The 15596-nt window shown below is 71.6% G+C and carries 8 protein-coding genes; 5 read left to right on the forward strand and 3 right to left on the reverse strand.

The annotated features are described in order from the left end of the window. Positions 1-88: 88 nt before the first annotated feature. Positions 89-8797, reverse strand: a complete 8709-nt coding sequence (locus tag WBG79_RS25620) for a hypothetical protein (protein WP_337360080.1) — start codon at positions 8795-8797, stop codon at positions 89-91. 720 nt (positions 8798-9517) lie between these two features. On the opposite strand from WBG79_RS25620, the gene WBG79_RS25625 reads away from it, so the two are divergent. Further along, on the forward strand, positions 9518-9832 hold the full coding sequence (locus WBG79_RS25625) for an Hpt domain-containing protein (RefSeq protein WP_337360081.1): 315 nt from the start codon (positions 9518-9520) through the stop codon (positions 9830-9832). 110 nt (positions 9833-9942) lie between these two features. Continuing rightward, positions 9943-10263: a 2Fe-2S iron-sulfur cluster-binding protein gene (locus tag WBG79_RS25630; RefSeq protein WP_337360082.1), complete on the forward strand. Its 321-nt coding sequence runs from the start codon at positions 9943-9945 to the stop codon at positions 10261-10263. 12 nt (positions 10264-10275) lie between these two features. Here the strand turns inward: WBG79_RS25630 and WBG79_RS25635 are convergent, their stop codons facing one another. Further along, positions 10276-11148 carry an AraC family transcriptional regulator gene (locus WBG79_RS25635; RefSeq protein ID WP_337360083.1) on the reverse strand — a complete coding sequence of 291 codons (873 nt, stop codon included), beginning with the start codon at positions 11146-11148 and terminating at the stop codon, positions 10276-10278. A 240-nt stretch (positions 11149-11388) separates the two neighbouring features. Here WBG79_RS25635 and WBG79_RS25640 point away from each other — a divergent pair, with 240 nt between their 5' ends. Both WBG79_RS25640 and WBG79_RS25645 read left to right on the forward strand, forming a co-directional pair. Then, the gene (locus tag WBG79_RS25640) at positions 11389-12417 is read left to right on the forward strand and encodes an NAD(P)/FAD-dependent oxidoreductase (protein WP_337360084.1); all 1029 of its coding nucleotides are present in this window, start codon (positions 11389-11391) and stop codon (positions 12415-12417) included. 131 nt (positions 12418-12548) lie between these two features. Continuing rightward, complete coding sequence (locus WBG79_RS25645) at positions 12549-13481, forward strand: calcium-binding protein (RefSeq protein WP_337360085.1); 933 nt, start codon at positions 12549-12551, stop codon at positions 13479-13481. Between the two features lie 98 nt (positions 13482-13579). Here WBG79_RS25645 and WBG79_RS25650 read toward each other — a convergent pair whose 3' ends face one another. Further along, positions 13580-14956, reverse strand: a complete 1377-nt coding sequence (locus WBG79_RS25650) for a glutamine synthetase family protein (RefSeq protein WP_337360086.1) — start codon at positions 14954-14956, stop codon at positions 13580-13582. A gap of 134 nt (positions 14957-15090) precedes the next feature. On the opposite strand from WBG79_RS25650, the gene WBG79_RS25655 reads away from it, so the two are divergent. Then, on the forward strand, positions 15091-15588 hold the full coding sequence (locus tag WBG79_RS25655) for a hypothetical protein (protein WP_337360087.1): 498 nt from the start codon (positions 15091-15093) through the stop codon (positions 15586-15588). The last annotated feature ends 8 nt before the right edge of the window (positions 15589-15596 follow it).

The raw sequence follows: 15596 nt of genomic DNA on the forward strand, positions 1-15596 counted from the left end.
GGGGCAAGAGGCGGGGGCGGGCCCGAAACGACGACGGCGCGCCGGTCGGCCGGCGCGCCGTGTCGGACGTTCGAAGCACCGTCGGCCGTCAGTCCAGGCGGCCGGCCGCGTGGGCGAGCATGGTGTAGACCTTGCCCGTGTCGGAGGTCAGGTAGGACTGGGACATGATGTTGTCCCGGTCGGTGCGGGCGATCTCCTGGAGGAGCTGGTCGAAGTCGCGGATGTAGCGGTCGACCGCGGCGCGGAACTCGCCGTCGCGGTGGTACTTGCGGCGGATCTCGTCGAAGGTCTGCTGGCCCTGCAGGGTGTAGAGCCGGCGGGTGAAGACGTTCCGCTCGCCGCGCTTGTAGCGTTCCCACAGGTCGAGGAAGGCCTCGTCGTCGATGGCGCGGGCGATGTCGACCGAGATCGAGTTGAGGCTCTCGACGATGTGGTGCGGGGCGCGCTCGGGTTGCGGGGCGGGGGCCTCGAAGCCCTCGTCCTGCTCCTCCTCCTGGGAGGCCCGGCGCAGGAGGTCCGCCACCCAGCCGCGGGACTGGATGTCCCGGGCACGGGGCTGCTCGGGCTCGGGCGCGCGGCGCGGCTCGGGCAGGGGGGCGGGCTCGAAGCGGGCGGGTTCGGGACGCGCGGGCTCCGGGCGGGCGGCGGGTTCGGGGCGCACCGGCTCGATGCGCTCGGCCACGGCCGGGCGCTCGACGACCGGGACCGGCGGCGGGGGCGGTGGGGCGACGGGCGCGCGTTCCACGGCGACCGCCGCTGCGGCCTGCGATCCGCCGCTCCGGCGGGCGGGCGCCGGCTCCGGGCCGCGCGGGCGGGAGACGTCATAGGCGGCGTTCTGGCGGGAGACGAGGCTCGTCAGCTCGTTCAGGGCCTTGAGCTGCTCGGTCACGACGCGGCGCATGGCGGCGGTCGAGTCCTCCGTCTCCTTGGGCAGTTCCAGGACGCCGCGGCGGAGCTCGTCGCGGGTGCGGTCGAGCTCGGTCTGCATGAGGCGGGCGGCCTCACGCATCTTCTCGGCGGCCTCGCCGAAGCGGGTGGTGGTCTCGCCGACCGTGCGGGTCAGCTCCGCGACCATCGCCTCCTGCAGGGCGCGCAGGGACTGGCCGGCGCGGGTGCCCTCCTGGTCGGCGGTCTCGCGCAGCTGGTCGAGCTGGCCGAGGACCGAGCGGACGGCGCTCTCGGCGCCGATGCTGAGGGAGGTGCCGACCTCGCGGGTCCTGGTTTCGGCGTTGGCGAGATGCTGCTCCAGTTCGCGGGCGAAGCCGCGCACCAGCCCGTCCAGCGTCTGGGTGCGGCCGACCAGGGTCTCGGCCAGGGTCTCGAGCGACTTCTGGCGCTCGTCGATGGTCCGGCCGAGTTCCTCTGAGGCGCCGCCGACGCGCTCGGCCGCGCCCTGCAGGCGCCCCGTGTGCTCGTCGAAGCGGCCGGCGATGCCCGCCACGTCCTTCAGGACGTCGCCCGAGATCTGTTTCAGCGTGCCGACCTCGTCGGAGAGGGTGTCGGCGGCCGCGCGGGTGTCGGCCACGGCCTGCTTGACGATCTCGCGGACGTCGCCGGTCTGGCGCGTCAGGTTCATCTCCAGCTCGCGCAGGTTCTCGCCCGCGCGGGTCATCACGGACTGCAGCACCAGGTTCGACTGGGTCAGGCGCTCCAGGAGCTCGGTCATGTCCTTGCGCATGCGCTCGCCGGTCTCGTCGACGACGGCGACCGCGGCGCGGCTCTTCTCCTCGAGGGCCGTGACGAGCTGGTCCCGGGTCTCCGCGACGCTGCGCGAGGTCTCGATGCCCTGGCGGGCGACGGCCTCGGTGATGTCGCGGCCCTTGCGGTCGAGCGCCTCGATGAGCAGGTCGCGGGCATGGCCGACGCGGCCGGCGAGGTCGTTCGAGCGGCTCTCGAGCGCCTTCACGAGGGCGTCGTGGGCGCCGGCGAGCTTGCCGTAGATCTCGGCGGTGCGGGTGTCGAGCACCTCCGCGATGGCGTCGCGGGCCTGGCTCGTCCGGTTGGCGAGCTCCATCTGGCGGCTGTCGAGGGCCTTGACCAGGCTCTCCTGCGCTTCGCCGATGCCGGCGACCATCTGGCCGGTCTGGGTGGCCAGCGCGCCGGCGATGCCGCGCTGGGCGCTGCCGATGCGGTCAACCGCTTCGCCGACCCGGGTCTCCAGGAGCGCGGCGATGATGTCGCGGGCCTCGGAGAGTTTCTGCGCGGCGGATTCCGTGCGCTGGTCGAGGCTCTCCGAGAGCAGGCGCTCGGCGGCGCCGATCCGCTCCGCCATGGCGACGGTGCGACCCTCCAGGGCGTCGACGAGGCGCTGGCCGCGCTCGCCGAGGAGCGAGGAGATCTCGGCGGTGCGGCGATCGAGGTCGCCGACCACGGCGCCGGCGCGGCGGTCGAGCAGCTCGGCCATCTCGGCGGTGCGGCCGTCGAGCAGGGTCGCGACGGCGGCGGTGCGTTCGTCGAGCAGGCTCGCGGCCGCGTGGGTCCGGCCGTCGATGAGGGCGGCCGCCTCGGCGGATCGCGCCTGGAGGACGGTCGCGGCCTCGGCGGCGCGGCCGTCGATGAGGCTGGCGAGGGAGGCGGTGCGGCCGTCGAAGAGGCCGGTCAGGGCCTCGGTGCGGGCATCGACCAGGCTGGCGAGGCCGGCGGTGCGCTCGTCGAAGGCGGTGACGGCGGTCGCGGTGCGGTCGGCGATGAGGGCGGCCGCGTCGCCGGTGCGGCCTTCGATGAGGCCGGCGAGTTCGGCCGTGCGGCGGTCGAGCTCCTCCACCACGGTCGCCGTGCGCGCCGCCAGCAGGTCGGCGACGTCGCTGGTGCGGCGGTCGAGTTCGGAGACGACCAGGGAGGTGCGGGTCTCCAGCAGGCCGGCCACGTCCGCGGTGCGGCGGTCGAGTTCCTGGACCACGGTCGCGGTGCGGCCGTCGAGCAGGGAGGCCAGGGTCTCGGTGCGGCGGTCGAGCTCGTCGATGACGGCGCTCGTGCGGCCGATGACGTTCTCCTCGATCTGCAGGCCGATCGCCTGGGCGGTGTCGACCAGGGCGCGGCGCGCCTCGTCGCTCTTGCCGACGATCTCGGCGGAGGCCTCCGCCATGGTGCGGACGACGATCTGCCGGGCCTTGTCGGTCTCCTGGCCGAGCGTGCTGCCGATCGCCGACATGCGCTCCTGCAGGAGGCGGTCGAAGAAGGTGGCTCGCTCCTCGACGTTCTGGCCGAACTCCCCGATGCGGTCACCGAGCGAGGCGTTGAAGGCTTCGATGCGGCCGGACAGCATCTCGGAGAAGTCGCGGGCGCGGACCTCCATGGTGGAGGCGAGCTCGCGGGTGCGTCCGTCCAGGCCCTCGGCGATCTCGCCGGTGCGGCCGTCGAGGATGCGGGCGATGTCCGAGAGGCGGCCGTCGAAGAGGGTGGTGGCGTGGGCTTGGCCCTCCGCGAAGGCGCGGGCGATCTCGCGGGTGCGCTCGATCAGGGTCTCGCCGATCTGGCGGGCACGCTGGTCGAGGGCCTCCTCCAGGCGCTCGGTGCGCTGGCGGACCGTCTCCGCGAAGGCGTCGGTGCGCTCCGCGAAGGTGGTGGCGACGGTGTCGACGCGGGCGGCGACGGTCTGCTCGAAGGCGGCGGCGCGGCTCTCCAGGACCTTGCCGACCTCGTCCGCCTTGCTCTCCAGCGCGTTGCCGAAGTGGGCCATCTTGCCGTCGATGGCCGAGGAGAGGCTGACGGTGCGGGCCTCGATGGTCTCGGCCAGTTCGTCGGTGCGGCCCTGGAGGGCGTCGACGAGGGCGACCGTCTTGCGGGTGAGGGTCTCGTCGACCAGGCCGAGGCGGCGGTCGAGGAGGTCGCGGATCTGTTCGGAGCGGGCGCCGAGGGCCTCCACCACCGCGGTGGCGCGGTGGTTGACCAGGTCGTCGATCGAGGTGATCCGGTCGGCGAGGCCGGTGGTCAGCTCGTGGCCGCGGGCCGTCAGGGTCGACAGGAACTCGCCGCCGACGCTCGACATGCGCTGGGTGACGATGTCGCCCTGGGCGGCGACGAGGCGGGCGACCTCGGAGCCGGCCTTGGCGAGGCGTTCGGCCAGTTCCCCGGTGCGGGCGGAGAGCCCGTCCGAGACCTCCCCGAGGCTCGCCTGCAGCGCCTCGCGGAAGTCGCGGGTGCGCGTATCGATGATGCTCTCCAGGCCCTGGCCGGCGCGGACGATGGTGTCCTCGAGCTCGGAGCCGCGCAGCACGACGGCGTCGTGGATGCGGCTGCCGGCGACCTCGAGCCGGTCGGCGAGGGCGGTGCCGTCCTCCCCGAGCGTCTCGGTGATGCGCTCCAGCGAGGCCTCGATGCGGCCGGCGACCTCGCTGCCGCGGGTCGTCAGTGTCTCGATGATGCGGCTGCCGGCGCCGTCCAGCCGGCCGGTGATGTCGCTGCCGGCGGTGCTGAGGTCGACCACGAGGGTTTCGCCGGTCGACTTCAGGGCGGCGTCGACCTCCGAGCCGCGCGCCACGATGGCGTCGACGATGCGGGTGCCGGTCTCGTCGATGGTGCGGGCGATGCCGCTGGTATTCTCGCCGAAAAGCCGGTCGAGCTCGCCGGTGGCGCGGTCCAGCGTGCCGGTGAGTTCGCCGCTGCGCAGGGCGATCACGTCGGCCACCGAACGGCCGGCCTGGCTGATCGTGTCGGCGGCCTCCTGGGAGCGGCCGATGAAGATGTGGGTCAGTTCGGTGGCGCCGCGCGACAGGGCCTCGCGCACCTCGGCGCCGCGGGACTCGATCAGGTCGGCGACGCGGCTGCCGGAGGTCTCGAGCGTTTCGGCGACCTGCCGGGAGCGGCCGTCGAAGAGCTCCTCCAGGCCGAGGGTGGCGCGGACGAGGGTATCGCCAAACTCGGCGCCGCGCTCGGACAGGCGATCGATCAGGTCGCGGCCGGCATGGCCGATCGTGTCGGCGGTCTCGCGGCTGCGCTCGACGAACAGCCGGTTGAGCTGGTCGGCGGCGCGCTCCAGGGCGTCCGTGACTTCGCCGCTGCGGGCGGCCATGACGTCGGCGACCTCGCGGCCGGCGTTGCCGATGGTCCCCGCCGCCTGGCGGGCGCCGTCCGTGAAGAGGCGCTCGATGGTCTCGGTGGCGGTCGTCAGCGTCGTGCCGACCTCGCCGCCGCGGGCCTCGATCATCTCGACGATGGCGCGGCCGGCGGTGCCGATCGTGTCGGCCGTCTCGGCCGAGCGCTCGACGAAGAGGCGGTCGAGGTCGGTCGTGGCGCGGGTCAGCGTCTGTCCCACCTCGCCGCCGCGCGCCTCGATCATCTCGACGATGGCGCGGCCGGCGGTGCCGATGGTGCCGGCGGTCTCGGCGGAGCGCTCGACGAAGAGGCGGTCGAGCTCGGCGGTCGCGCGGTCGAGGGTCTCGCCGACCTCGCCGCTGCGCGCGGCGATCAGGTCGACGATCTCGCGCCCGGCGCTGCCGAGGGTGCCGATGGTCTCGGCGGAGCGTTCGATGAAGAGACGGTCGAGCTCGGCGGTCGCCCGGTCGAGCCGCTCGCCGACCTCGCCGCCGCGGGCAGCGATCAGCTCGACGAGTTCGCGGCCGGCGGTGCCGAGGGTGTCGGCGGTCTCGCGGCTGCGGTCGACGAAGAGGCGATCGAGGTCGCCCGTGGCGCGGGTGAGGCTCTCGCTGACCTCCATGCTGCGCAGGGAGATCATGTCGACGATCTCGCGGCCGGCGGAGTTGATGGCGCCCGTAACCTCCTCGGCGCGGCCGGAGAAGATGCCGTTCAGCTCGCTCGTGGCGCGGTTGAGGCTTTCGCCGACTTCGCGGCCGCGCAGGTCGATCAGGTCGACGAGTTCGCGGCCGGCCGTGCCGATGGTCTCGGCCATCTCGTGCGAGCGGCCGGTGAAGAGGCCGTTCAGCTCGTCGGCGGCGCGGGTCAGCGAGGTGGTCACCTCGGTGCCGCGGGTCGAGATCATCTCGGCGATGGCGCTGCCGGTGCGCGAGAAGGTCTTGTCGATGCTGTCGGCGTGGGCGAGCAGGTCGTTGGAGACCTCGCGGCCGCGATCGAGGATGGTCTCGGCGACCAGGGTTCCGGTGGTCGACAGGGTGTCGGTGAGGGTCGAGCCGGTGTCGGTCAGCAGGCGGATCAGGCTGTCGCCGGTGCGGCTCAGGTTGTCGTTGAGGGCGGTGGACCGGTCGGTCAGCGTGTCGATCAGGGTCTGGCCGGTCGACGCGAAGGTGGTGTTGAGGGTCGTGCCGCGCTCGGTCAGCGTGCCGACGAGGTTCTCGCCGGTGCGCGACAGGGCCTCGGTGACGGATTGCGAGCGGTCGAGCAGATTGGTGATGAGCTGGTCGGCGGTCGAGGACAGGCTGTCGGTGACGAAGCGGCTGCGCTCCGAAAGCGCCTCGACCACGGAGGTGCCGGTGCGGTTCAGGGTCTCGGTGACGGCGGTCGAGCGCTCGGTCAGGCTCTCGATCAGGCTCGCGCCGGTCATGGAGAGGGCCTGGGTGACGCTGTCGCTGCGCTCCGTCAGCGTGTCGATGAGCGTGGCGCCCGTGTAGGACAGGGTCTCGGTCAGCGAGCGGCTGCGGTCGGTCAGCGTGCCGATCAGGGTCTCGCCGGTCTTGCTCAGCGTGTCGTTGAGGCTGGTCGAGCGCTCGGTCAGGGTCTCGATCAGGCTGGTGCCGGTCGTCGACAGGGTCTCGGTGACGGCACGGCTGCGCTCGGTCAGCGTGTCGATCAGGGTGGCGCCGGTGGAGCCGAGGGTGTCGTTCACCAGGGCCGTGCGCTCGGTGATTGTGTCGATGAGGTTGGTGGCGGTCCGGTTGAACGTGTCGCTGATGACGGTCGAACGCTCGGTCAGGCTGTCGATCAGCGTGGTGCCGGTCTGGGTCAGGCTGTCGTTGACGAAGGCGGACCGCTCGGTGAGCGTGTCGACGAGGCTCTGGCCCGTCTGGCCCAGGCGGGCGTCGAGGGCGCTCGAGCGTTCCGTCAGCGTGTCGATCAGGGCGTTGCCGGTGCGCGACAGGGTCTCGGTGACCGACTGGGTGCGCTCGGTCAGGGTGTCGACGAGCACCGTGCCGGTGAGCGTCAGGGTGTCGTTCAGGCTGGTCGAGCGCTCGGTCAGCGTATCGATCAGGGTCGTGCCGGTGGCCTGCAGGCGGTCGGCGAAGACGGTGCCGCGGTCGTTCAGGGTCTCGACCATGGTGCTGCCGGTCTCGGCGAGGCGGTCGATCACGGCGGCGCCGGTGCGCTCCAGCGTGTCGCCGAGGCTCGCCGAGCGCTCGGTCAGCGTGTCGATGAGAGCGCTGCCGGTGGTCGCGAAGCTCTCGGTGACGAAGCTCGTCCGCTCGGTCACGGTCGTGACGAGCTCGGTGGTGGTCCGGTTCAGGGTCTCGGTCAGCTGGTCCGTCCGGCTCGACAGGAGCTGGACGACCTCGCTGCTCATGCGCGAGACCTCCTCGGTGAGCCCGACGCTCTTGTCCGAGAAGGTGTCGATCAGGGTCGTGCCGGTGCGGTTCAGCAGGTCGGCGACCTCGCCGCCCTTGAGGGTCAGGGTCTCGGAGACGATGCGGCCGGCGGTGGCGATGCGATCGGCGACGTCCGCGCCGAGGCCGGCGACCTGGTCGGTGACGTCGCGGGTGGCGACGGAAATCCGGTCGGTGACCTGGGTGCCCTGCTCGGCGAGGCTCGAGATCAGCGTCTCGGTCGACCGCTCGATGCGGGCGGCGAGGTCGGCGCCGCGGTCGTCGAGCGAGCCGGCGAGGCGGGCGGTCGCGGTGTCGACCACCTCGGCGATGCGGTCCCGGGCCTGGCCGAGGTCGCCCGCGAAGGTTTCGTGCGCGCCCGTAATGGCGGTGCGGACGCGCTCGGCATTGTGCGCGATGGCCTCGCGCTGATTGACCAGCTCCTCGATGAGGCTGCGGATCTTCAGCTCGTTCTCGCCATAGGCGCGCTCCAGCGAGGCGACCTCGTTGTGGACCAGGATCTCAAGTTCGCTGGCGCGCGCGACGGCGCGGTCGAGACCGTCGCCGACGGCGGCCATCTCGCGGCGGATCGCCTGGCCGAGCGACACGAGGGCGTCCTTGGCGACGATCTCCGGCTCGGCGAGGCGAAGGGCGACCTCGGTCATCGAGCGCGAGGCAATGCGCAGTTCCTGGGCGCGCCGGATCATCAGGGCGAAGACCCAGAAGGCGACGACCGGCACTACGACGGCGACCAGGGACCACATCATGGCGGTCGGGCCGGTCGCGCCCTCGACACGCATCTGCCAGGCGACGGTGCCGGCAAAGCCGGCCCAGGCCATGGAGGCGATCAGGGCGATCCAGTAGGGGGCGGCGCTCGGCTTCTGGTTGGCCCGCAGCACGAGGGCGGAGACGGTCTGGCGGTCGTCGTTGGCGGGCAGGCGCGGCGAGGGTCGCGGTGCCGGGTCGGGCGCCGGGGCGGCGGGCCCGGCCGACGCCGCGGCCGAGGCCGGGGGCGTCGCCGCCGGCTCGAAGATCAGGGTCGGCTCTTCCGACAGCGAGATGCTGGCCGAGACGGGCGCGGACTGGGGCGTGAAGAGGGCGGGCTCGGGGCCGGTCGCGGCCGCGTTCACCATCTTGGACGAGCGGCCGAACAGGCGCCGGCCGGCGGACGGCTTCTCGGCCTTGGTCTCGGCGGCGGCGGGGGCGGGCGCCGGCGGGGGCGGGGGCGGGACCTCGGGCGCCGCGGCGCTCTCAGGAGCCGCGGTGGGGGTCTCCTCGGGACCGCCGAAATCCAGCTTCAGGGCTTCCTCGACGGCCGAAAGGGCTGCCTCGGCAGGGTCCATCTGCTTGTTCTGATTGGTCGCCATCGTGATCCGTCGCCTCGCGTCCGTACTCTCAACTCACGCATTCCCGCCGTCCGGAAAGATCCGGACAGTCGACGATCTGTCGTTCCCGTCCTGGATCAAGACGAAAACGTAGTCGGACCAGGCTACGGTCGGTCGGGCGAACCCGCCGACCCAGCCTCCTCACAAGTTGCCGCAAGCCCGATGGTAACGGGTCGTTAACGAAGTTGAAACACCGGGGGGGCGGAATCCCCGATCATCGTTAACGCGGCTCGTCCGGGGCGCCTGCTCCCGCCTGCTCCTCCCTCTATCGCTTCAAGGATTACGAAGGAAGAACCAAGAGATCGACGCGGCAGCGCACCTGGGCACGCAACCGGGCACCGAATCGGTCCCCCGAGAGGGGTCCGGGCGGGTGGCGCCCGGCGGTGTTTACCAATGCGGTCACCACGCGCTGCCGCGGGCAGGCTCCCCGGGGCCGCGCACCGCGGGTTTTCCGGACCGGCCGGCGGGGGTGGATCAACGGCTCGTTAACCGCGCCGGGCGCGCAAGGGTTTCTTCACCCTGTTCGCGAATGAGACGGCGCAACCCACGGAACTTTACTCCGGATTGGCGGCGGGCGGGCTTCTCTCAGCGGCACGGACGCGCGGTCCGGTAGCGAACGGGACGGGCAGCATGCCTTCGACGATGCGTGACGTGGATCATGGTCCGGTGCCGGCGGCGCCTTTCCCGGCCCAGGACCGGCCCGTGGATCTCGCCCACCTCGCCCGGCTGACGTTCGGCAGCCGCGACCTCGAGCGCGAGGTGCTCCGGCTCTTCCTCGGGCAGTCGAGGGGACTTCTGGAGCGCATCCGGGCGGCCGAGGCGGCGGACCAGCGGTTCATGGCGGCCCATACGCTGAAGGGCAGCGCCCGCGGCATCGGCGCGGTCCGGGTCGCACGGCTCGCCGAGGCGGCCGAGCGCAAGGACCTGCCCGCCGGCGACGCGGCCCGCATCCTGGCCGAGCTCGCCCGCGCGGTCGAGGAGGCGAACGGCTTCATCCGCGACGTCCTGGAGGACTGACCGCGGCGGGTCGCGGCGCATGGGCGCTTCGCGAGCCGAACCCTTGACGTTCCGGCCCAACCGTTTATCTCGGGCTCTCCACTTCCCCCCCGCCGAGCCCGAGGCTTTCGATGGCCAAGATCACCTACATCACCCATGACGGTCAGGAGCACGTGGTCGAGGCCGAGCAGGGCTCGACCGTCATGGAGAACGCCGTGCGCAACGCGGTGCCGGGCATCGAGGCGGAGTGCGGCGGGGCCTGCGCCTGCGCGACCTGCCACGTCTATGTGGACGAGGCCTGGTACGGGAAGGTCGGCGCTCCGGAACCGATGGAAGAGGACATGCTGGACTTCGCCTACGACGTCCGGCCGACCTCGCGGCTCTCCTGCCAGATCAAGGTGAAGGCCGACCTGGACGGGCTCGTCGTCCGGGTGCCGGAGCGCCAGGCCTGAGGCGGATCCCGCTCAGGCGAGCGGGATGTGGATTGCGGTGAGGAGGTCCTGCGGGGCCGTCCGGCGCGGGTCGTTCAGGTATTCCTCGAAGGGCGGCTCGTCGGCGGCCTGGTGGCCGCTCGACGGCAGCCACTCCCCGTAGAGCCGGCGATAGGCGGTCCCGAGGTCCTCGTAGGGCCCGTGATGGACGTGGACGGCGTGGAGGCCGCCGGCGACCGTCAGGATCTCGACCTCGCCCTCCGGTGCGACACCGGGGCCGACGACCAGGCAGGCGGCCGAGCGCAGATCCTCGGGCGGAACCGAGCCCGGGTCGTCGTAGCCGATGGCGAGGCAGCGCGTTGCGGGGCCGATCAGCCCCCTGGCGCCGGCCCAGGCGAGCAGGCGGTCGAAGGCGCGGCCGATCTCGCCGTAGGGCCCGCGGTGGCGCACGGCGGCGCAGCGAAGCGGCTGATATCGGGCGACTGTCACGTCCAGCATGTCGAGGTCCTCCGAGGCGTTCGGGACGAGGGCACGGGGCGGTTCGGCGACGGAGCCGGCCCGGCGATAGGCGGCCGGGGTGACGCCGAAGCGGGCCCTGAAGGCGCGCGTGAAGGCGGCGGCCGAGCCGAAGCCGGCGCGCCGCGCGACGACCGGGACGGGCAGGGCGCTCTCCCGGAGGTCGGCCGCGGCTCGGGCGAGGCGGAGCCGGGAGACCGTCCCGGCCACGGTCTCCTGCATCATGGCCCGGTAGATCCGGTGGAAGTGCCAGCGGGACAGGCAGGCGATCCCGGCCAGTTCGTCGAGGGTGAGGTCCCCGTCCCGCCGGCCGTCGACATGGGCCGCCACCCGGGCGACCACGCGCTCGATCCGCTCGACATAACTCTTCCGGGTCGCGTCCCTGCGCATCCGTCCGCCTCCGATGCCGGCGACCATAGCGGCTGCGGCTTGATCCGGGTTGCGGACATGATCCGGGCGCGACGGTCCGCGCGCCGCGCCGCCCGGATGCGGCGGAGCCCATCCCGGGGGTACGGGAATCCCCGCTTCGGCATGCCGGGAGTGAAATGTACCTCGCGCGGCCGCGGCGACCCGATTATATGAGCCGATCCTTCCTCCCGCGGCCGCGCCGCCCTTGCCAACGGCAGATCCATGTCCGAACCGATCACCACCGACGTCGTCATCATCGGAGCCGGCCCGGTCGGCATCTTCGCGGTCTTCGAGCTCGGCCTCCTGGACATGAAGTGCCACCTGATCGACATCCTCGACCGGCCGGGCGGGCAGTGCACGGAGCTCTATCCGGAGAAGCCGATCTACGACATCCCCGGCTACCCGATCGTCGGCGCCCAGGAACTCGTCGACAAGCTGATGGAGCAGGCGAAGCCCTTCGGGCCGACCTTCCACTATTCGCAAATGGTGGAGCGACTGGAGAAGCGCGAGGACGGCACCTTCCTGATCGGCACCGACGCCGGCACGCTCTTCCACGCCAAGGTCGTCGTCATCGCGGCGGGCGGCGGTTCGTTCCAGCCGAAGCGGCCGCCGGTGCCGGGCATAGAGGCGTATGAGGGCCATTCGGTCTTCTACGCGGTGCGCAAGATGGAGGCCTTCCGCGACCAGGACATCCTGATCGTCGGCGGCGGCGATTCCGCGCTCGACTGGACGCTCAACCTGCAGCCTATCGCGCGGCGGGTGACGCTCCTGCACCGGCGCGACGAGTTCCGCGCGGCGCCGCATTCGGTCGAGCAGATGCGCAAGCTCGTGTCGGACGGCGCGATGGACCTGCGGCTCGGGCAGGTCACGGGCCTCAAGGGCCAGGGCGGCCAGCTCGAGACGGCGACCGTCAAGCAGAACGACGGCTCGGTGCTCGACGTGCCCTGCACCCGCATGCTGCCCTTCTTCGGGCTCACCATGAAGCTTGGCCCGATCTCCGAGTGGGGGCTCAATCTCCACGAGAACCTGATCCCGGTCGATACCGAGAAGTTCGAGACCTCGGTCAAGGGCATCTTCGCGGTCGGGGACATCAACACCTATCCGGGCAAGCTGAAGCTGATCCTCTCGGGCTTCCACGAGGTGGCCCTGATGGCGCAGGCGGCCAAGCGGATCATCGCGCCCAACCAGCGCATCGTCTTCCAGTACACGACGAGCTCGACCAGCCTGCAGAAGAAGCTCGGCGTCGCCTGACGCCCGGCTGACCGGGATTCGACTCAAAAGCGCATACTTTTCAGCACGTTCGGGAAACCTTAAGCGGTCTCGTGCAGTCTCGGCGACGAGGGCCGGCGGCCCTCGCCTGTTGCGTCTGGATCGGATTGCCCATGTTCGGTGCCCATGACTTCTCGCACGTCCACCGGAACCATTTCGGTCCTGACATGGATCCGTGGCTCTTCGCCGACTTCCTAGACCGGCGCCACGTGGTGCGCGGCACGGCCGGGGCGGACACCCTGACGGGGACGACCGGGGACGACCTGATCCGCGGTCACCACGGCGTCGATTCGATGACCGGCGGCGACGGCAACGACATCTACGTGGTCAACGACAGCGGCGACCAGGTGGTCGAGACGGCGAATCACGGGACCGACACCGAGCTCTCCTTCGTCACGCGGACGCTCGACGCCAACGTGGAGAACCTCGTGCTCTCCGGCTCCGCCGCCATCGACGCAACGGGGAACGCTCTCGACAACATTCTGGTCGGCAACCGGGGCGACAACGTGCTCGACGGGGGCACGGGGGCCGACAAGCTCTGGGGCGGGCGCGGCGACGACACCTACATCGTCAACTCGACCGACGACCGCGTCATGGAGAGCCGGCACAACGGCACGGACCTGGTGAAGGCCTCGGTCGACTTCACGCTCGGCGACGACGTCGAGAACCTGGAGCTGACCGGCACGGCGATCCACGGGACGGGGAACCGGCTCGGAAACGCGCTCCTCGGCAACAGCCGCGACAACGTCCTCGACGGCGGGGCGGGGCGGGACACGCTCGACGGCGGGACCGGCAACGACACCCTGACGGGCGGGCGCGGGGCGGATCTCTTCAAGTGGGGCGCCGGCGACGACCACATCACCGACTTCCACGGCGACGCCGGGGACCGCATCGACATCGACGTGGCGGGGGTCACCTCCTGGGCCGGGCTCCTCAGCCACGCCTCGCAGGTCGGCATGGACGTGGTCATCACCATCGGGACGGCCCACCTGACGCTCGAGGGCTTGCACCTCTCCGATCTCGACGCGAACCAGTTTGTCTTCTGACGGCGTTCCCCCGCGCGGTCCGCCGCCTCCGGCCCGGCCCGGACCGACGGCGCCCGTCGGACGGGCTGGGTGCCGGTCGGACCTTCGTCGGTCCGGCATCAGACGTTCATCAGTAGGTACTCGCGTTCCCAGCTCGAGATCACGCGGTTGTAGAGCCGCCACTCCATCCGCTTCACGTCGATGAAGGCCTGGACGAAGCGGGGGCCGAGCACGGCCTTCAGGGGCTCGCATTCGTCCAGCATGTCGAGGGCCTCCGGCAGGTGGGCGGGGAGTGAGACGCCGAGCGTGTGGGCGTTGACGGTGACGACGGGCTCCGGCTCGCGCGCCTCGTCGAGGCCGACGAGGCCGGCCGCGAGGGTGGCCGCCATGGCCAGGTAGGGGTTGGAATCCGCCCCGATGACCCGGTTCTCCACGCGGCGCGACTCCGGGCCGCTGTCGGGCACGCGCAGGCCGCAGGTGCGGTTGTCCCGGCCCCAGTGGACGTTGATGGGCGCGTCCGACTCCAGGCGGATGCGGCGGTAGGAGTTCACGTTCGGGCAGTAGAGCGACATCGCGGCGGGCACGTAGCGCTGCAGGCCGGCGATGTAGTGGAGGAGGGCGGGGGCGTCGGACCCGTCCGCATGCGCGAAGATGTTGCGGCCGTCGGCGAGGCTGACGATCGACTGGTGGATGTGGGTGGCGGAGCCGGGCTCGCCCATGTGCGGCATGGCCATGAAGGTGGCGACCATGCCGTGCTTCTGGGCCGCCTGGCGGGCCGTGCGCTTGAACAGGAAGGTCTGGTCGGCGAGCTCGATCGGGTCGCCGTGGCGGAAGTTCATCTCGAGCTGGGCGGGGCCGGCCTCGTGGGCCATGGTGGCGATCTCGATGCGGCTCGCCTCGCAGTAGTCGTAGATCAGGTTGACGACGTGGTCGAAGTCGTTGGCGTGCTCGATGCCGTAGGCCTGCCGACCGGACTCGCGCCGCCCGGACAGGCCGATCGGCACGCCGAGCGGCAGATCCGGGTCGTCGTTGCGGGCGACGAGGTAGTATTCGAGCTCCGGGGCGACCACGGGCCGGAGCCCGCGGGCAGCGTAGAGGCCGACCACGCGGCGGAGCACCGAGCGCGGCGCGAAGTCGACGGGCGAGCCGTCGGCGAAGTAGGAATCGCAGATCACCTGGGCGGTCGGCTCGCGGTACCAGGGGACGACCCGGAGGGTGGCGAGGTCGGGGACCACGCGGACGTCGCGGTCGAGCGGGTTGACCACCTCGGACTCGTCGGCGGTGTCGCCGGTGACGCCCTGGAAGAAGATGAATTCCGGCAGGCGGATACCCTGGTCGCCGAGGGCGCGGATGAAGTCCTCGCGCGGCACGATCTTGCCCCGCATGATGCCGTTCATATCGGGAACGAGGCATTCCACTTCGTCGATGGCGTGCTCGCGAAGCCATGCGGTTGTCGTAACGGCATCCGGAGACGGCTTGTTGTCAGTTTCGGGCATGACAGGGTCCGGCAAGGGCGTTAGAAGATCGATCGAGTCCGGGCCGAGCCTAAGCTTCCCGCAGCCGGATGACCATGACCAACCGACGGTCCCGGCCGTCGGATCCGCCCGACGATGTCGCGAGGTGCATCCCTATGAGACTGATTGCGGCCATGGCCTTCGCGGCCGTCGTCGGCCTGTCCGCGCCCGCGGCGGCGCAGGACATCAACGGCTTCTTCGGCCGGCTCGGGGGCGCCTGGTCGGGATCCGGCACGGTCAAGACAGATCCGGCCGCCGCCGCGGGGGCGACCACCTGCCGCCTGTCGGGGACGCCGGCGGGCCAGCAGGTCACCATCACCGGGAGCTGCGACGGCGCCGCCCAGGGCGCGCAGCTGAGCGTGGTGCTCCGCTACAGCGACGCCACGCGGGACTTCGTCGGCACCTTCCAGGGCGGGACGGAGCGGGGCACGGCCTCCTTGTCGGGACGGCTCACCGGCAATACCTTGTCGATGCGCGTGACCTCGGAGTCCGGCGAGACGAGCTTGCTGGCCCTGACCTTCGTCGGGGCCGAGCAGATCGCACTCAAGGTCAGCGGAAAGGACAAGGGCGGCAAGACGGTGGACTACGTCTCGCTCGCCCTGCGCAAGAGCTGACAGGGGCC

The sequence above is a fragment of the Prosthecomicrobium sp. N25 genome, assembly GCF_037203705.1.
GTDB lineage: Bacteria > Pseudomonadota > Alphaproteobacteria > Rhizobiales > Ancalomicrobiaceae > Prosthecodimorpha.

Coding starts and splice junctions, on each gene's coding strand:
- WBG79_RS25620 (WP_337360080.1), bottom strand. CDS start 8,797: ATGGCGACCAATCAGAACAAGCAGATGGACCCTGCCGAGGCAGCCCTT.
- WBG79_RS25630 (WP_337360082.1), top strand. CDS start 9,943: ATGGCCAAGATCACCTACATCACCCATGACGGTCAGGAGCACGTGGTC.
- WBG79_RS25635 (WP_337360083.1), bottom strand. CDS start 11,148: ATGCGCAGGGACGCGACCCGGAAGAGTTATGTCGAGCGGATCGAGCGC.
- WBG79_RS25640 (WP_337360084.1), top strand. CDS start 11,389: ATGTCCGAACCGATCACCACCGACGTCGTCATCATCGGAGCCGGCCCG.
- WBG79_RS25645 (WP_337360085.1), top strand. CDS start 12,549: ATGTTCGGTGCCCATGACTTCTCGCACGTCCACCGGAACCATTTCGGT.
- WBG79_RS25650 (WP_337360086.1), bottom strand. CDS start 14,956: ATGCCCGAAACTGACAACAAGCCGTCTCCGGATGCCGTTACGACAACC.
- WBG79_RS25655 (WP_337360087.1), top strand. CDS start 15,091: ATGAGACTGATTGCGGCCATGGCCTTCGCGGCCGTCGTCGGCCTGTCC.